Raw genomic sequence first — 17,113 nt, 5'->3', positions numbered from 1 at the left:
CGGCCCGGATTTGCCCGGAACGCCGTAGCCGCGCAACCCCGGACCACCTATTGATAGCTGCGCACCAGGGCCCCCGCGATCATGGACCAGCCATCCACGGCCACGAAAAAGGCCAGCTTGAAAGGCAGAGACACCACGACCGGCGGCACCATCATCATGCCCATCGACATGAGCACGGCCGACACCACCAGATCGATGATGAGGAAGGGCAGCGCGATCAGGAAGCCGATCTCGAAGGCGCGCTGGATTTCCGACAGCATGAAGGACGGGATCAGCACCGACAGCTGCGTGCTGCGATCGCCGCTGCCGGGCGCGATCTCGGCCAGGCCGGCCAAAGTGTCGGGATCGGTGCGCGCGGCCATGAAGTCCTGGAAGGGCAGGATCCCGCGCCGGATCGCCTCGCCCAGGGTGATCGAGCCGTCCTGCAAGGGTGCGCCCGCGACCGCCCAGGCTTCGCGCAGGACCGGGTCCATGATGAACCAGGTCAGAAACATCGCCAGGCTGACGATCAGCATGTTGGGCGGCGAGGATTGCAGGCCGATCGACTGGCGCAGGATCGACAGCACGGTGACGATGAAGGGAAAGCAGGTCACCATGATGGCGATGGCCGGCGCCAGAGACAGCGCCGTCAGCGCCCCCACCAGCAGCACGGCGTTCTGGCCCAGGCCCTGTCCCACCTGCTGGGCGACCTGCCCGAACCCGTCCTGCGCCAGGGCGGCGGCGGGCAGCATTGCCACCAGTGCCGCCAAGTCGGTGCTGCGGATCATGCGGCGCCGGGCGCGGGCAGGATGCGCACGCAAAGCCGGTCCTCGGCGGTGGCGTCGGCGGTCAGTTCGCCCCGCGCGATGACCTTGTCGCCCACGCAGATTTCGACCCCTTCGTCGATGGATTGATCCAACAGCAGGATGTCGTCGGCCCGCAGCGACGAAAGCTGCGCGACCGTCTGGCGGGTGCGGCCCAGCCGGACCGTCACCTCGACCTGGATGGCGTCGGTGTCGATCAGATGATTCAATGCGTCCATGATGTCTCGTCCCCGTTGATTTCGGCAATCAGCCTGCGGATGTCCTGTGTCACGCCTGCGGGATCCAGTTCGATCCGGCCCCCCTGCAGCGACAGCGAAATCCGCTCCGCCTCGCCAGCCGTGACCTCGATGCCCTCAAGCCCGCATTCGGCAAGGCAGCGGTCCACCATCGCGCGCAGCGATGGTCCACAGGTGATGGAGGCACGCAGAGGCGGGGCGGACCGGGACAGGCGCAGCAACTCCTCGGTCAGGGCGGCTTCCAGGCGGCGCGATTCGCCGGCAGGGGCAAGGCAGTCGAGGATCTGCGCCAGGATCGGCGCCAGCGCCTCGACCGCCTCGCGGCGCAGTTCGGTCCGGCGCGCCTCGTCATCGGCCAGGGCGCGGGCCAGCCGGTCCAGTCCGGCATTCAGGGTGCGGACCTGTTCGTCCTGCTGGCGGGCCATGCCTTCGGCCAGCCCGTCGGCAAAGGCCTGGTCCACGGCGTCGCGGCCGAAGGTCAAGGCCCCCTGGGCCGGCGCACCGAAGGATTCGAGTTTGAAGACGGCGAGGCTCAAAGGGCATTCTCCTTGTTGTCGATCCAGCCGGTCAGGATCTTGACGCTTTCGTCATGGCGTTCCTTCATCATGTTGCGCAGCCGGGCCACCGGGTCGCCGGGGGGCAGCGCAAGCTGTTCAGGCGCGCGCGGGGGCACGATAGGGGCGACGGGTTCCGCGATGACCTCTGCGGCAGGCAGGACCGTTCCCGTCAGGGCGGGGGCCTCGGCGGGCGGGCGGCTGTCATCCAGCGCGGGCCGCGGGGCACGTCCCTTCAGGATCGGGCGCAGCACCAGGAACACCAGGGCCAGCGCAAAGAGACCGATCAGCCCGATCCGTGCGAGGCCGTTCAGTTCCAGCCGGTCCATCCAGCCTGGCGCAGCCGCCGTTCCGCCTTCGCCCAGGCCGGTGAAGGGCAGCGACTTGACGGTGATCTGGTCGCCCCGAGTCTCGTCATAGCCCACGGCCGAGGCGACAAGTTCGCGCAGCACGTCCAGTTCCGCCTGCGGCCGCGGCACCATCTGGGTTTCGCCCTGGGCGTTTTCGGCAGCCACGCCGTTGACCAGCACCGCCACGGTCAGCCGCCGCGTCGATCCGGGCTGGCGGGAGACTTCGCGGGTGGTGCGCGTGACTTCGTAATTCGCCTGCTGGCGGGTTTCCTGGCGATTGGCCTCGGACCGATCGCCCCCTGCCGCATCGCCGTCGGGCAGGTTCGAGGCCGCGGTGACCGCGCCCGTGCCGGTCGAGTTGCTTTGGTCGGTGGTTTCCTCGGTCACCTGGGAAATCAGCGCGCGGCTGTCAGGGTCGAAACGCTGTTCGGTCAGCAACTCGGTTTCGGTGACGACATCCAGGTTCAGTTCCACGATGGCATTGCCGATGCCGACATGCGGTTCCAGGATGCGTTCGACATTGCGCTTCATCTCGGCCGCGCGGTCGGCGCCCGCCTCGTCCTCGCCGGCGGCGACGATGCCGTTGCGGGTGTCGATGACCGTCACCGCTTCCGGCGCCATCCCCGGCACGCCCGAGGAAATGAGGAATTTCAGCGCCGCCGCCTGCTCTCGGCTGATGGCCTGGCCGTTCGTGGCGATGGTCACGGACGCGCTGCCCTGCCCGTCGCGGCGATAACCCCGCCCGGTTTCGATCGCCAGGTGGACACGCGCGGTCTTGACGTTGGGCAGCGCCAGGATCGTCCGGGCCAGCTCGCCCTCCTTCGCGCGCCAATAGGCGGCGTCGAACATCTGCGAGGTGGTGCCGAAGCCCGACATGCCGTCCAGCAGTTCGTAACCCGCGCCGCCGGCGGCGGGCAGGCCCTGCGCCGCCAGATCCATCCGCAGCTTGTCGCGGCTGGCGGCATCGACCCAGATCGAATCGCCGCGCACCTCGTAGGCCACGCCGGCCCGCTCGATCCCGGCCACCACCTCGCCCGCCTGAGCCGAATCGAGGCCGCCGTAAAGCAGGCTCATCGAGGGGCGGTTGGCCATCCAGGCAAAGCCCGCGATGGCCATGAATGTCGCCAGAAACGCCGCCACCAGGACAGCTTTCTGTTGAGAGCTTCGCTCTGTCCAATAGTCCTGCAATTTTTGCAAAACCGGCCCTTTCGAATCAGCGTCAGGTTCCCTTGTCCCGATGGTGATCGCATGGGCGTCGTTAAGATTTGGTTAGTCGCGGGGTGCTAATTCCGTCTTGTCACGACGGAGAATCACCATGACCGATGCGACCATCGACCCCGCCGCCAAGCCGTCCGGCAAGAAGAAGCTGATCCCGATCCTGGCGGCCGCGGTTCTGGCGGGGGGCGGCTTCGCCTCGACCTATCTGGGGCTGTGGTCGCCCGCAGCGATCCTTGCCCCGAAAGAGGAAGCGCCCGCCCTGCCCGCTGTGGTCTTCGTGCCCGTCCCCGCCATCGACCTGAAGATCCCCGGCGGATCGGGCCAGAGCCTGGTCCTTTCGGCCAGCATCGAGACCGACAGCGCCCACCAGGCCCAGGTGGCGCATCTGATGCCGCGTGTGTCGGACGCCTTCACGAGCTTTCTCTCGGGGATCGACCCCGCCGCCTATGACAAGCGCGGCGTGCTGGAGATCATCCGCGCCGAACTGCTGACCCGATCCCGCTATGTCCTCGGAACCGAGGCGATCAAGGACCTGCTGATTACGGAGTTTCGCTTCAAATGATACTGGAACATGCCTTTCAAGCCGCGCTTCTGGCGGCATCGCTGGGGCTTGGCGCCTTCTGCATGATCCTGTCGCGCAGGCTGCGGCGGCTCAACGACCTGGAAACCGGCCTGGGCGGCGCGATCGCGGTCATGGCGGCCGAGGTCGACCGGCTGGACCGCGCCGTCCGCGACGCCAAGACCGAGGCCGCCGCCGCCGCCGAAGCCCTGTCGCGAGAGATCGTTTCGGCCCGCAAGGAACGCGCCCTGTGGGACCTGCGCCAGAAGATCACCCAGGCTCAGGCCCAGTCGCCCGTGGCGGCGCCCGCCCCGGTCATCCCGATGCGCCGGCTGCGCAAGCGTGTGGTGGCCGCCGATGCGTAGATCCGCGCTGATGATGCTGACGCTGGCCTTTGCGGTGCCTGCGGGCGCGGCCATCTGGCAGGCGGGGGATCTGTCGCGGTTCTTCGCGGCCTCGGCCAGTTCGGGGGACCTGCTGCAAGGCTGCACCGATGTCCCGGAAGCCGTGGCCCTGGCCACCGAACTGCGCGATCGCGCCCTGCGAATCGAGCGCTACATGGAGGCGCTGGACACCCGCAAGGCCGAGATCGCCACCGCAGAAGCCGCCCTGAAGGCCCGCGCCACCGAGCTTCGCCAGCAGAAATCCGGCATCCGGTCGCGCCGCGACACGGCGTCCGAAGCCGTGCGCCAGGACATCGACCGCCTTGTCGCCGTCTATGACCAGATGAAGCCCGCCGAGGCCGCCGCGGTCCTGACCAACCTGCCCCCCGATTTCGCAGCCGAGATCCTGATGCGCGTCCAGCCCGAGACCGGCGCCCGCATCATCGCCTCGGTCGAGCCGCGCCAGGCCGCGCTGCTGACCGCCCAGATGGGCGCGCGCAGCGTCCAGAACGACTAGGAGAGAAAGCCCATGTTCGGCATCGTCGGCATCGTCGTCACCTTCGCCATGGTCTTTGGCGGCTATATCCTGGCCGGGGGCAAGATGGGCGTGATCACCCATTCCCTGCCCTTCGAGATGATGATGATCGGGGGGGCGGCCATCGGATCCTATCTGCTGACCAATGACAGCCACACGCTGAAACATACCCCGAAAGGGATCATCCAGGCCTTCAAGGGGCCGAAATGGACCGAATCCGACCATCAGGACGTGCTGTGCCTGATGTTCCAGCTTCTGAAGATCGCGCGCGAAAACCCCGTGGCCCTGGAACAGCACATCGAAAATCCGACAGAATCGTCCATCTTCACCGCCTATCCCCGGCTTCTGGCCGATCACGAGGTCGTCTCGCTGATCGCGGACACGCTGCGGTCGGCCAGCCTGAACTATGACGATCCCTACCAGGTCGAGGACATGCTGGCGCGCCGCCTGGCCGGCCTGCGCGAGGACGCGATGCATGTCCCCCACGCGTTGCAAAGCATGGCCGACGCCCTGCCCGCGCTTGGCATCGTGGCGGCGGTTCTGGGCGTGATCAAGACCATGAGCGCGATCGACCAGCCCCCCGCCGTGCTGGGGGGCATGATCGGCGGCGCCCTGGTCGGCACCTTCCTGGGGGTGTTCCTGGCCTATGGCTTCGTGGCTCCCCTGGCGGGGCGTCTGGGCGGCGTCCTCAAGCAGGATCTGGCCTTCTTCGACGTCATCAAGTCGGTGCTGATCGCAGGCCTGCACCAGCACGCCACCAACCTGTGCGTCGAGGTCGGCCGCCAGACCGTGCCCGATCACGTCCGGCCCAGCTTCAACACGCTGGAGGCCGCGCTGCGCGATCTCAAGAAGGCGGCGTGATGATCGGGGCGATGGTGATGGTGATCGCGCTGTCGGGCAGCGCCCCGGCTGAACCGGCCCTGCTGCCCGATGCCGCGGCCCTGGCCGATGACGCGACGGACTGGCTTCTGGAGGGCGAGGCCCTGCCCCCCGATTATCGCGCGCGGCTGATGCGGATGCCGCCCGAGGCGCGGCTGCAGGCCCTGGTCTTCCTGCGCCGGTCAGGCCTGCTGACGAGCAACGCCTGGGCGCTGCCTGATATCCTGGATCCCGCGCCCGGCCAGGAAGCCACGCCATGAGCAGCGCCAGCAGTCGTCTGAAATCCATCGACACCTCGGTCCTGGTCACGGGCGGTCTGGTGGTGATCGTCCTGTCGATGGTCATTCCGCTGCCGTCCTCGGTCCTGGACTTCGGCATCGCGCTGTCCATCGCGGCGGCGACGCTGATCCTTGTCATGGCCTCGCTGGTTGACCGGCCGACCGACTTCCAGGCCTTCCCGATGCTGCTGCTGGTCACGCTGGTGATCCGGCTGTCGCTGAACGTGTCCTCCACCCGGCTGATCCTGACCGAGGGCCATACCGGCACGGATGCGGCGGGCCATATCATCAACGGCTTTGCCAGCTTCGTCGCGGGCGGCTCGCTGATGGTCGGGCTGACGGTCTTTGCCGTCATCTCGATCGTGAACTTCATCGTGATTACCAAGGGTTCCGGCCGCATGGCCGAGGTCGCGGCGCGCTTTGCGCTGGATTCGCTGCCCGGCAAGCAGCTTGCCATCGACGCGGATCTCAACGCCGGCGCCATCGACCACCAGGAGGCCAAGGCCCGCCGGGCGCGCGACCAGCAGGAGATCAACTTCTTCGGCTCGCTGGACGGGGCGTCCAAATTCGTCAAGGGCGACGCGGTTGCAGGCATCGTCATCACCCTGGTCAACCTGCTGGTGGGCCTGGGCATCGGCATCGTGGCCCATGGAATGCCCGTGGGCGAGGCGATGGCGACCTATTCCCACCTGACCATCGGCGACGGGCTGGTCAGCCAGATCCCCGCCGTCATCACCTCAATGGCGGCGGCCCTGCTGTTGTCGCGGGGCGGGGCCACCGACACGACCGCGCGGATGCTGTCGCATCAGCTGATCCGCGGCTGGCAGCCCGCCGCCGTGGTCGCCGCCGCGATGCTGCTGATGTCCTTCGTTCCGGGAATGCCGCGCCTGCTGTTCCTGGCCATCGCGGGCGCCCTGGCTTTCGGCGGCTGGCGGCTTTACCGAAAGGGCACGATCCCCCCGGCCCTCCCGGAACCCCAAGCGGATGCCGCAGCCCCCCGCCCCGCCGCCCGGATCGGCGATGTCCTGGACACAGACGAGATCAGCGTCGAGATCGGCAGCGACCTCGTTCTGATCTCGCTCGATCAGGCGCGCGGCCTTGGCAGCCGGATCACCAACCTGCGCATCCATATCGCCCGCGCCTATGGGCTGATCCTTCCCGATGTGCGCATCACCGACACCGACGACCTTCATCCGGGCGATTATCAGATCCGCATCCACGGCGTCGTGCGCGGGCGCGGCAGCCTGCGCCCGGGCGCGATCCTTGCGCTTGGACCCGATCATGTGCTGCAGGGCCTGCAAGGGGAGGCGGTGCGCGAACCCGTTTATCTCAGCCCCGCGCGCTGGATCGACCGCGACGCCCAGGACGAGGCGGCGACCCAGGGGGCAACCGTCGTCACCCCCATGGAGGTTCTGTCCACGCATCTGATGGAGGTCGTGAAGGCCAACCTTTCGGCGCTGCTGACCCTTGGCGCCATGCAGCGCCAGATCGAGGAGCTGAAGTCCCTGTCCGACCCCGCGCGGGCCGAACGCAACCGGCGCTATTTCGACGGCATGATCCCCGACAAGGTCTCGCCCGAGACGCTTCTGGCGGTGTTGCGCGCGCTTCTGGACGAAAAGGTCTCGATCCGGAACCTGCCGCTGATCGTGGATGCCATGGCCGAATTCCGGGCCATCGATTCGATCGAGACGGTCTATGAACTGGTCCGCAAGCGGCTGCGCGGCCAGATCACGCAGCAATACAGCGACCCGGCGGGCGCCGTCTCGGCCTTGCAACTGCATCCGGCCTGGGAGGCCGAGTTCGTCCGAGCCGATGCCGAGACCGGCCGCGCGGGCGGCGGGGCGATCACGCCCGCTTTGTCGCGCAAGCTGCTGGAAGCCGCGCGCCGCGCCATGGCAGCGGTCGAGCCGGCCTTGCAGACGGTGCTGGTGGCCCCCGATCATCGCCGCCGGATGCTGCGGGCGGTTCTGGGATCGAACGGCATCGCCATGCCGGTCCTGGGGCTGGAGGAAATCGACCCCGGCGCCGAACTGCGCCTTGTCGGCACCATCGAGGTCGGCTGATGTGGGACCAACTGTCCCAGTTGCTGCCGGGCTTCAGCTGGACCTGGGTGCTGGTCTATCTGCGCGTGCAGGCCCTGGTCCTGGTCCTGCCGGGCTTGGGGGAACGGGTGATTCCGGTCCGCGTCCGCGCCGCCGCCGCCATGGCCGTGACACCGATGCTGGCGGGGCTGATACCGCCCGTTCCCGCCCCGGGCGACACCCTGGCGACCCTGGGGCAGGCGGCGGGCGAAACGCTGATCGGGCTGGCCGCCGGCATGGGCCTGCGGCTGCTGGCGCTGTCGCTGGACATCGCGACATCGGCCATCGCGGCCACGGCATCGCTTTCGCAACTGATCGGCGGCCAGAACGAGGCCGCGCCCCATCCGATCGGCAACCTGGTCCATCTGGCCGGGCTTGCGGTGCTGATGGTGCTGGGCCTTCCGGTGATGCTGGTGCAGCTGATGGCCGACAGCCTGGCCATCTGGCCCCCCGGCGGCTGGCCCGACGCGGACGGCCTTGCCGCCGAGGCGATCCGCCTGGTGGCCCGCAGTTTCTGGATCGCCATGCTTCTGGCCGCGCCCTTCACGCTGGGCGGCTTCATGTTCCAGGCGCTGTCCGGCGTCATCAACCGCGTCATGCCTGCCCTGCCGGTGATCTTCATCGGCTCGCCCGCCGCGATCATGCTGGCCCTGGCGGCTCTGGCCCTTCTGGCGCCCGTTCTGATCGGGCTGTGGGCCGATGCCGTCCTGGGCTACATGCTGCCAGGTGCGCCATGAGCGAGGAGAACGACGACAAGCCCTTCGAGGCCTCCGAACAGAAACTTCGCCGTGCCCGCGAAAAGGGCGACATCCCCCGTTCGGCCGAATTGAACGTGGCGGCGATGTATCTTGGGGCCTGGATTGCCTTCGCGGTGGGGGCGGGCTTTGCCGTCAAGGCCTGGATGACGATGGCGACGCGTGCCCTGGGGTCCGAAGGCTGGACGCCCGGCACGACGGGGGCAATGGCCGTGGGCTTGGGCCAATATGCCGGCTGGGCGGTGCTGGGACTGGCCGCCGTGCCGTCGCTGGTGATCGTGGTGGCGCTGATCGGCGGGCGGGGGCTGGTCTTTGCGCCGACGAAGCTGGCTTTCGATCTGAACCGGATCAACCCGATGAAGACGGCGGCGCAGAAATTCGGCAAGTCAGGCCTGGTGAACTTCGGCATCTCGCTGGGCAAGGTGACGCTTGTGGGCGTGGGCGGCTGGTTCCTGTTCCGGAACCTTCTGGGACATCTGGCCGCAAGCCCGCTGGCGGGGGATCGCTGGATCGCCGATCTGGGCGTGCTGCTGGGGCGGGTGCTGGCCCTGGCGCTGGCGATCTCGGTCCTGTTCGCGGGCCTGGACATGGGCTGGCAGTGGTTCGACCACCGCCGCAAGAACCGCATGAGCCGCAAGGAAATGGAAGACGAATACAAGGATTCGGAAGGCGATCCGCATTTCAAGGCCGCCCGCCGCCAGCGCGCGGTGGATATCGCCACCAACCAGATGCTGGCCGATGTCGCCAAAGCCGATGTGGTGATCGTGAACCCCACCCATTACGCCGTGGCCCTGGAATGGAAACGTGGCAGCGGGCGGGCGCCGGTGTGCCTGGCCAAGGGCACGGACGAGGTCGCGGCCCGGATCCGCGAACGCGCGCGCGAGGGCAAGGTGCCGATCTTTTCGGACCCGCCCTGCGCGCGGGCGATCCACGCCACCGTCGAGATCGGCCAGGAAATCCGCCGCGAACAGTTCGCCGCCGTCGCCGCCGCGATCCGCTTCGCCGAAAAGATGCGCGAAAAGGCAAGGGCGGGGTGGTGAGGGCCGGATGACACGGGAAAGCGACAAGCTGGCGCAACTGGAACGGATCGCCCGCATCAAGGCGGAACGCGAGTTGAAGCGGTTCGCGGCCTTCAGCCTGCACATGAAGCAGACGCAAAGCCACGCCGAGGCGATGCGCACCGCCCTTGACCAAAGCTATCGCAGCGGCGCCCCCCTGTCCGTTGCCGAGGCTCGCATCGCCAATGCCCAGGCGGGTCGCAGCGCGCGCGAACTGCGCCAGGCCGAGGCCGAGGTTGCCCGGATGCAGCCCCGGTTCGAGGCCGCCCGCCGCGACGCCGCCCGAGAATTCGGCCGGGCCGAGGTGCTGCTGAACCTGTCGGAACAGCGACGCGCGGATGAAAAGGCACCGAAGTATTGACCGCCTGATGTCGCAGGGCGGCTCTTGCACCCACGATGGCGGGGGAAACTTACCCAGTGGTGCGGATAGGTGCGGCCTGAGGACTGCGCAACGGCACGATCCCTATGGCAGAAGGATCCACAGGTTCGACCCACACAAACCAGACCTTCGTGACGATTGCCGGCGTTCCAGGCAATGCCTGAATCGGACGGCATTGCCGCGGCCGGGATTTGCGTCTCCCGGCCATTCCTGACGGAATGCTGCCGACCCGATCCCGAGCCGCTTTGGCGGGTCCATATTCCCGCCGCAGGTCAACGACCGGCTTGGGCCGCCATCGAATCCAGGTCGATGTCCACCCAGACCAGCCGGTGATTGGAGGCGGCCTCGACCGTCGCTGCCAGGGATTCGCCGGGCGCAGGCCAGACCACGCCGCTGTCGATGATCCGCAGCCCCCTTGCAGGCCAGGCATAATCGACCCGCAGGTTGCCCGGTCCGGCGGGATCATAGACCGCCGTGTCCAGGGCGGGATCGCCGCCCTGCCCCGCATTGGCCCCCGTCTGTTCCGGCTGGAACGTCCCCTTCGGTTGCGGATCCTGGGCGTGGTCCAGCAGCGCGGTCATGGCCTGCGCCCGCCCTTCGCCATCGACGATGTCCAGGTTCGGATTGCCCAGCAGCACAAAGGGGGCGCGCGGCAGATGGTGCAGCCAGAAGGCCGCCTCGTCATGGTTGCGGCGGCCGTTCAGATCCTCGGGCCCGTCGAAGACCGGCGGGGTCGCCGACCAGGCCAGCAGGTGCAGCGGACCCGCGTCGGTCAGAACCGGCACGTCCCAATGCGCCGTGGACGACAGGCGCTGATCATCGGGCGCCGCGGGTGGCATCAGGTTGCCCGGCAGGTCGCGCCACAGGGCCGCGGTATGATCCGTCACCTGGCCCAGCGGCAGGCGCGACAGGACGGCCATGGCATTTTGCCCCGTGAACTGCCCGAAACCCTGCGCATCGCCCGCCCCTCCGGTCCGGCCATCGCCGTCCAGGTCAAGGCCGGTCGGCATTCCGCTGTTCGGACGGGCGGCGAAGCTGTGGGGCATCGGGTGGCCGGCCTGCCCGAGGACTTGGGCAAAGGCCGCAAGGGCCAGGCCGTCGTGATCCCAGTCGATGCCGGTCAGCAGGATCACGTCGGGCGCCGCCGCCGCGATCACTTGGGCCGCCGCCAGCACCTGCGGATCGTCGCGCCGGATGTCGCGCAGCAGCAGGCCCGGTCCCTTGCGCGTCAGGCCGGGATCATAGGTCGCCACGCGCAGCCCCTCGGCCGCCGCAGGCGCGGCCAGAAGAAGGCAAATCATCCAGACAAAACGTCCCATGCGGCAGATGTCGCATGGGTCATGCAGGCTGCCAAGCCCTTTGGCAGGGCCACCAGCCGGGCGCTGGAGATCGCGCGCCGGGTCGCGCAGCATGTCGCCCAACTAAGCCGGCGACGGCGGCATCGACCGAATCACCGATCTCGAACATGGCGACGACAAGATCGACCCGTCGGCCTTGGACCCGTTCAGCAGCTTTGGGCACCAACCGGCGGGTGGTCGAAGACAGGCGCCTGAACCAATCGGATGGCGCTGACTTCATCCGGTGACGCAAAGGCCGGGCGGCGATAGGCGGCCCCGGCCCCCCCGATGGCACGGGTGCGGCAGGGTCGGGCAATTCGGCGGCAAGGGATCGCCGACCATTCGGCCTGCACTTGCATTTGCGCCGGAAGCAAACATGTGATGCCGCGGAACGATTTGTCATCCGGGTTTCCATGCCGACCGACCACCTGAGCCGCCGCCATATCCTGCAAGCCGCCTTGGGCAGCGGGGCTTTCTTCCTGCTTCCGCATCTGGCACTGGCACAGGGCGCGGCGGGCGGCAGCCAGCCCTTTTCCCTTGACTGGCTGCGGGACATGGCCCGCGACATGGCCCAAAGACCCCATGCCCCCGAGGAGATCGCCGATCCCGAGATCCTGGACCAAGTGGATTACGACAGCCACAATCAGGTCCGTTTCCGTCCCGAGCGCAGCCTGTGGCGGGGTCAGGGCGATACCTCGCCCGTGCAGGCGTTCTTTCCCGGCATGTATTTCCGCAATCCCGTGCGGATCTTCACGGTCGAGGACGGCATGGCGACCGAGGTTCCCTTCTCGCTGGACCTGTTCGACATTCCCGAAGGCAATCCGGCCCGCCAGTTGACGCGCACCAAGGGATTCGCGGGGTTTCGGGTGCAGGACGCCCGGACGGAAATCGACTGGATGGCCTTTCTGGGGGCCTCCTACTGGCGCACCTCGGGATACAGCGGGCAGTTCGGACTGTCGGCGCGGGGCCTGGCCATCGACACGGCGATCCCCGATGGCCCCGAGGAATTTCCCCTGTTCACCCGCTTCTGGCTGGAACCTGCGGAAAACGGCGACCTGACCACCTATGCGCTGCTGGACAGCCCGCGGGCGACCGGCGCCTATCGCATCGAATCGCGCCGCGGCGACGGTGTGGCCCAGGACATCACCGCAACGGTCTTCCTGCGCGATGCGGTGGACCGCCTGGGCATCGCGCCGCTGACCTCGATGTTCTGGTTCGGCAAGAACACGCCCCATGTCTCGCCCGACTGGCGGCCCGAGGTGCATGATTCCGACGGGCTGGAGATCCTGGCGGGCAATGGCGAACGCATCTGGCGGCCCCTGAACAACCCGCCCGGAACGATGGTGAACAGCTTTGCCGCGCCGGGGGTCAAGGGCTTCGGCCTGATGCAGCGGGAACGCGATTTCGCGCAATACCAGGACGACGGCGTCTTCTACGACCGCCGCGCAAGCGCCTGGATCACGCCCAAGGGCGATTGGGGCGACGGATCCGTCGTGCTGACCGAACTGCGCACCGACGACGAAATCCACGACAACATCGTGGCCTTCTGGCAACCCGCCGCGCCGACGGCCAGGGGCCAGAGCCACGATTTCGCCTATCGTCTGGACTGGGTGCGCGACAACCCGGCCACCAGCGCCATCGCGCATTTCACCGCCAGCCGCCTTGGCGCGGGCGGGGTGCCGGGCCAGCCGCGCCCCAAGGGCGTGGTCAAGGTCGTCTGCGACTTCAAGGGGCCGAACCTTGCGGGCCTGTCCCGCGATGACGGGCTGTCCATCGCCGTCTCGACGGCACAGGCGCAGGTGTCGAATACCGCCGTCTATCCCGTGGTGGGCACCGATCACTGGCGCGCCCTATTCGACCTGTCCTTCGCTGACACGAGTGATGCCCCCATCGACCTGCGCGCCTATGTGGATCACAAGGGCACGGCCATGACGGAAACGCTGATCCTCCAACTGTTCCCGTCGCAACTTCGCGACCTGCTTGCCCGCGCGCCCTAGGGTGCGTGATGTCACGCACCCTACGCCATCAATGCGCCAGCATTTCCGCCACGATGCCTTGGCCGTCCAAGGAGGCAGGATAGAAGGTCGGCCAGTTCGTCACCTCGGCTAGCAGGGCGGCGCGGTCGTCGCCCCAATACAGGTGGAAATGATCGGACGCCTCGGGCGCGATACGGTGATCGCTGAACTGGATGAACTGCGGCGCGGCCTCGTCTCCGTGAACCTTTTCGAAGATGAAGCGGACGCCGCGATTGCCCTTGGCATAGGTCAGGATCTCGTGCCCGTCGGCCTGATAGCGGCCTTGGACGGAATTGCCGTCCCGATGGAAGGTGACGATGTCCCCGTCGATGTCGATGCGGTCCACATCCGTCCTGTAGCCCACTTCGTAATAAGTGCGATATTCGGCAGCGGTCTTGTCGCCGTGTTCGGCCTTGTGCGCCATCACCGGATCCAGGGTGCCATCCGCCAGATAGGGATGGACCGACTGCCAGTTCCCTTCCCAGTCGGACAGGGGACGATCCCGCACCTGCGCGTCGTCGAAATAGCCGTCTTGGACCGCTTTGTCCGCATGGGAGTGATCGTGGGCATGGGCATGGCCGTCCTTGTGATCATGCGCCGCTGCCGGGGTACCCAAGGCAAGCGCAGCCACCAAAGCCGCCGCCGCCATTTGCCAGGATTGATCCATCATTCTCGCTCCACAAAATGATATGTTATTACGTTTCATTAGACGCAGATGGACCAGCTGACAAGAAAAAGAAAGCACCGAATGGAAAACGGGGCGAGCCGCGCCCGCCCCGTGCCATGATTCCGAAGTCCGTTCAGCGATACAGGTCGGCGAATTGATCGCGCAGCAGGTTCTTCTGCACCTTGCCCATGGTGTTGCGCGGCAGTTCGTCCACGAACAGCACCCGCTTGGGCTGCTTGAACTTGGCCAGCCGCCCGTCAAGCGCCGCCAGGACCTTGCCTTCGTCGGTGGCGTCCCGGGCGGTGGGGACGATCACTGCCGTAACCCCTTCGCCGAAATCGCGGTGCGGCAGGCCGATCACCGCGGATTCGACAACGCCGGGAAGGGCGTCGATCTCGGACTCGATCTCCTTTGGATAGACGTTGTAGCCGCCGGTGATGATCAGGTCCTTGCCGCGCCCGACGATGTGCAGATAGCCCCGGTCGTCGAATTTTCCCAGATCGCCGGTGATGAAGAAGCCGTTGCCGCGCAGTTCGGCCGCGGTCTTTTCGGGCATCTGCCAATAGCCCTTGAAGACATTGGGGCCGCGCACCTCGATCATGCCGATCTGGCCCCCGGGCAGTTCGGCGCCGGTTTCGGGATCGGTCACGATGATCTCGACCCCCGGCAGGGGCATTCCCACCGTGCCCGCGATCCGGTCGCCGTCATAGGGGTTGGACGTGTTCATGTTGGTTTCCGTCATCCCGTAGCGTTCCAGGATCGCGTGGCCGGTGCGGGCCTGCCATTCGCGATGCGTTTCCGCCAGCAGCGGCGCGCTGCCGGAAATGAACAGCCGCATGGGGGCGGTGGTGTCGCGGTTCAGCCGGTCGTCCCCCAGCAGGCGGACATAGAAGGTCGGCACGCCCATCAGCACCGTCGCCCGGTCCATCAGCGCGATGATCCGGTCGGGGTCGAACTTCGGCAGGAAGATCATGCTGGCGCCGGAAAACAGCGTCACATTGGTGGCGACGAACAGGCCATGCGTGTGAAAGATCGGCAGCGCATGGATCAGCACGTCCCGCGCGGTGTATCGCCAGGCATCCCGCAGAGCCATGCTGTTGGACACCAGGTTGCCATGCGTCAGCATCGCCCCCTTGCTGCGCCCCGTCGTCCCCGACGTGTAGAGCAGCGCGGCAAGGTCGTCCGAACCGCAGGCGACGGTGGCGAAATCGGCTGGCTGGCCTGCCGCGGCATCCGTCAGGCTGCCCTGCCCGGCAGCATCCAGAGTCATGATCCGCGCACCCGCCCGCGCCGCCGCATCCGACAGCGCATCGGCCCTGGCCGGGTCGCTGACAAGGATCGCGGGCGTGGCGTCGCCGATGAAATAGTCGATCTCGGACGGCGTATAACCCGTGTTCAGCGGCAGGAAGACCGCACCGGCACGCACCGTCGCCAGATAAAGGATGATCGCCTGGACCGACTTTTCGACCTGCGCCGCCACGCGGTCGCCGGGCTTCACGCCCAAGGACACAAGCGCATTGGCCATCCGGCCGGTGCGCGCGACCAGATCGCCATAGCTGATACGCTCGCCCCCGGCCGTCTCGATGGCGGCGGCATGGGGATCGGTGATGCCGGTTTCCAGAATGTCGAACAGGTTGGCGTTCATGGCTTTTCCTTCCTGGTGGTGGCCTGCCCGGCGGGCAGGTGGCGGCGGACCGCGTCGGATGCGGCGATTTCGGTGCGTTCGGCAAAGGCTTCGTGGTTGGACTCGATCCGGTCGGGATCGTACAGGTAATTGACCATCAATCCATGCGATTGCCGAAGGCCGTTGGCCGAAACGTCGCCCCCGAAATTCAGCCGTTCCAGGCAGGCGCCGTTGCCCAGGTGGAACCGCGCGACGGGATCGACCGCCCGGCCCTTGGCGTCGCGGGCCTGCAAGAAATAGACGGCGGCCGCAGCCAGCAGCGGTTCGCGCAGGGCCTCTGCCGTGTCCCGGTCCACATGCCAGCCCGGCTGGTCCAGGGGCTTCAGGGCCGCGCGCAGATCGTCGTCCAGCATCTTTCCGTCCTCGCGCTCGCGGGCCAGCCAGGCGGCGAAGCCCGGCACCGGCGACAGGGTGACAAAGGTCTGGATGTCGGGCAGTTCGGCCTTCAGTTCCTCGACCACCTGCTTGATCAGGAAGTTGCCGAAGGACACCCCCGCCAGTCCCTTCTGCGTGTTCGAGATGGAATAGAACACCGCCGTGGTGGCACCGTCCGCGTCGATAGGCGTGCGGTCCAGATCCAGAAGCGGCGCCACGGTGTCGGGGATCGCGCGGGTCAACGCGACCTCGACGAAGATCAGCGGTTCATCGACCAGTTGCGGGTGGAAGAAGCCATAGCAGCGCCGGTCGGTCGGTTGCAGGCGGTTGCGCAGGTCGTCCCAGTTCTGGATCGCATGGACGGCTTCATAGCGGATGATCTTTTCCAGGATCGCGGCGGGCGTGTTCCAGTCGATATGGCGCAGCACCAGGAAACCCCGGTTGAACCAGGACGCGAACAGATGCGAAAAATCGCTGTCCACCCGGCGCAGGGCGGGGTTGTCCTTCAGGTGGCGCAGCAGTTCCTCTCGCATCCGCACCAGGGCCGCGGTGCCGCCGGGCGCCAGGTTCAGGCGGCGCAGCAGTTCCTGACGGCGGGGCTCCGAGGCGATGTGCAGCGCCTCGATCGCCTCGGCCGATCCGGGATCGCGCTGCATATCCTCCATCGCCTTGCCGATGGCCTTGGGATCGGGACCGAAGCGGTCGGCCAGGGTCGCCAGGAATTCCAGGCGCCGGGCCTCGTCCGCGTCCTCGAAGGCGGTGACCAGGGCGCGGGCCAGGGCCACGCCCGAGGCCTCGCCACGGCGCGACAGCAGCAACTCGCCCATCTCGGGCAGGCCGGGGGGCGCGGTCACCCGCCCCGCCGGATCGCGCCAGCGCAGCAGGGCGCGGCCGCGGTCGGTCAGCATGTCGAACAGGTCGCCGAAGCGGGTCGTCCGGGGGGTCTGCACGGTCCTGGTCACGCGGT

The 17,113-nt window shown here is 67.5% G+C and carries 18 protein-coding genes; 10 read left to right on the top strand and 8 right to left on the bottom strand.

The annotated features are described in order from the left end of the window. Positions 1–47: 47 nt before the first annotated feature. The 4 genes from fliP to fliF are packed head-to-tail and all read right to left on the bottom strand — an operon-like array spanning position 48 to position 3,131. Entirely contained in the window at positions 48–767 is a 720-nt protein-coding gene (gene fliP, locus IEX25_RS00850) for a flagellar type III secretion system pore protein FliP (RefSeq protein WP_188713642.1), read from the bottom strand. Continuing rightward, a complete protein-coding gene (locus tag IEX25_RS00845) occupies positions 764–1,021 on the bottom strand; it encodes a FliM/FliN family flagellar motor switch protein (protein WP_103173426.1) in 258 nt (85 codons plus the stop codon). The genes fliP and IEX25_RS00845 overlap by 4 nt, the downstream gene beginning before the upstream one ends. Further along, complete coding sequence (locus tag IEX25_RS00840) at positions 1,009–1,575, bottom strand: hypothetical protein (protein ID WP_188713641.1); 567 nt, start codon at positions 1,573–1,575, stop codon at positions 1,009–1,011. The genes IEX25_RS00845 and IEX25_RS00840 overlap by 13 nt, the downstream gene beginning before the upstream one ends. Then, on the bottom strand, positions 1,572–3,131 hold the full coding sequence (fliF, locus tag IEX25_RS00835) for a flagellar basal-body MS-ring/collar protein FliF (RefSeq protein ID WP_268236115.1): 1,560 nt from the start codon (positions 3,129–3,131) through the stop codon (positions 1,572–1,574). The genes IEX25_RS00840 and fliF overlap by 4 nt, the downstream gene beginning before the upstream one ends. A 127-nt stretch (positions 3,132–3,258) precedes the next feature. Here fliF and IEX25_RS00830 point away from each other — a divergent pair, with 127 nt between their 5' ends. The 9 genes from IEX25_RS00830 to IEX25_RS00790 are packed head-to-tail and all read left to right on the top strand — an operon-like array spanning position 3,259 to position 10,050. Beyond that, on the top strand, positions 3,259–3,723 hold the full coding sequence (locus IEX25_RS00830; RefSeq protein ID WP_103173429.1) for a flagellar basal body-associated FliL family protein: 465 nt from the start codon (positions 3,259–3,261) through the stop codon (positions 3,721–3,723). Beyond that, positions 3,720–4,085: a hypothetical protein gene (locus tag IEX25_RS00825; protein ID WP_188713639.1), complete on the top strand. Its 366-nt coding sequence runs from the start codon at positions 3,720–3,722 to the stop codon at positions 4,083–4,085. The genes IEX25_RS00830 and IEX25_RS00825 overlap by 4 nt, the downstream gene beginning before the upstream one ends. Beyond that, positions 4,078–4,620: a MotE family protein gene (locus IEX25_RS00820; RefSeq protein ID WP_188713638.1), complete on the top strand. Its 543-nt coding sequence runs from the start codon at positions 4,078–4,080 to the stop codon at positions 4,618–4,620. The genes IEX25_RS00825 and IEX25_RS00820 overlap by 8 nt, the downstream gene beginning before the upstream one ends. A 12-nt stretch (positions 4,621–4,632) precedes the next feature. Beyond that, positions 4,633–5,499 carry a flagellar motor stator protein MotA gene (gene motA, locus IEX25_RS00815; protein ID WP_188713637.1) on the top strand — a complete coding sequence of 289 codons (867 nt, stop codon included), beginning with the start codon at positions 4,633–4,635 and terminating at the stop codon, positions 5,497–5,499. Next, positions 5,499–5,777 (top strand): hypothetical protein, encoded by a 279-nt coding sequence (locus IEX25_RS00810; protein ID WP_188713636.1) that lies wholly within the window; start codon positions 5,499–5,501, stop codon positions 5,775–5,777. Before motA ends, IEX25_RS00810 begins: the two co-directional genes overlap by 1 nt. After that, positions 5,774–7,858 carry a flagellar biosynthesis protein FlhA gene (locus IEX25_RS00805; protein ID WP_188713635.1) on the top strand — a complete coding sequence of 695 codons (2,085 nt, stop codon included), beginning with the start codon at positions 5,774–5,776 and terminating at the stop codon, positions 7,856–7,858. The genes IEX25_RS00810 and IEX25_RS00805 overlap by 4 nt, the downstream gene beginning before the upstream one ends. Continuing rightward, entirely contained in the window at positions 7,858–8,613 is a 756-nt protein-coding gene (locus IEX25_RS00800; protein WP_188713634.1) for a flagellar biosynthetic protein FliR, read from the top strand. The genes IEX25_RS00805 and IEX25_RS00800 overlap by 1 nt, the downstream gene beginning before the upstream one ends. Further along, a complete protein-coding gene (gene flhB / locus IEX25_RS00795) occupies positions 8,610–9,671 on the top strand; it encodes a flagellar type III secretion system protein FlhB (RefSeq protein WP_188713633.1) in 1,062 nt (353 codons plus the stop codon). The genes IEX25_RS00800 and flhB overlap by 4 nt, the downstream gene beginning before the upstream one ends. Before the next feature lie 7 nt (positions 9,672–9,678). Continuing rightward, positions 9,679–10,050, top strand: a complete 372-nt coding sequence (locus tag IEX25_RS00790) for a hypothetical protein (protein WP_103173437.1) — start codon at positions 9,679–9,681, stop codon at positions 10,048–10,050. 290 nt (positions 10,051–10,340) lie between these two features. Here the strand turns inward: IEX25_RS00790 and IEX25_RS00785 are convergent, their stop codons facing one another. Next, positions 10,341–11,369: an endonuclease/exonuclease/phosphatase family protein gene (locus tag IEX25_RS00785; RefSeq protein ID WP_188713632.1), complete on the bottom strand. Its 1,029-nt coding sequence runs from the start codon at positions 11,367–11,369 to the stop codon at positions 10,341–10,343. A gap of 449 nt (positions 11,370–11,818) precedes the next feature. Here IEX25_RS00785 and IEX25_RS00780 point away from each other — a divergent pair, with 449 nt between their 5' ends. Continuing rightward, positions 11,819–13,402, top strand: a complete 1,584-nt coding sequence (locus tag IEX25_RS00780) for an OpgD/OpgG family glucan biosynthesis protein (protein WP_188713631.1) — start codon at positions 11,819–11,821, stop codon at positions 13,400–13,402. A gap of 28 nt (positions 13,403–13,430) precedes the next feature. On the opposite strand, the gene IEX25_RS00775 is transcribed toward IEX25_RS00780, so the two are convergent. The 3 genes from IEX25_RS00775 to IEX25_RS00765 form a co-directional block, all read right to left on the bottom strand. Further along, positions 13,431–14,087, bottom strand: coding sequence for a metal-binding protein ZinT (locus tag IEX25_RS00775; protein WP_188713976.1), 657 nt, complete (start codon positions 14,085–14,087; stop codon positions 13,431–13,433). Positions 14,088–14,220: 133 nt separating this feature from the next. Beyond that, positions 14,221–15,732, bottom strand: a complete 1,512-nt coding sequence (locus IEX25_RS00770; RefSeq protein ID WP_188713630.1) for a malonate--CoA ligase — start codon at positions 15,730–15,732, stop codon at positions 14,221–14,223. After that, positions 15,729–17,108: a malonyl-CoA decarboxylase gene (locus tag IEX25_RS00765; RefSeq protein WP_229664976.1), complete on the bottom strand. Its 1,380-nt coding sequence runs from the start codon at positions 17,106–17,108 to the stop codon at positions 15,729–15,731. Before IEX25_RS00765 ends, IEX25_RS00770 begins: the two co-directional genes overlap by 4 nt. Positions 17,109–17,113: the final 5 nt, after the last annotated feature.

Source organism: Paracoccus acridae (assembly GCF_014642735.1).
Taxonomy (GTDB): domain Bacteria; phylum Pseudomonadota; class Alphaproteobacteria; order Rhodobacterales; family Rhodobacteraceae; genus Paracoccus; species Paracoccus acridae.
The sequence above is the reverse complement of the archived record's forward strand: the minus strand, read 5'-3'. Positions and strand labels throughout refer to the sequence as shown.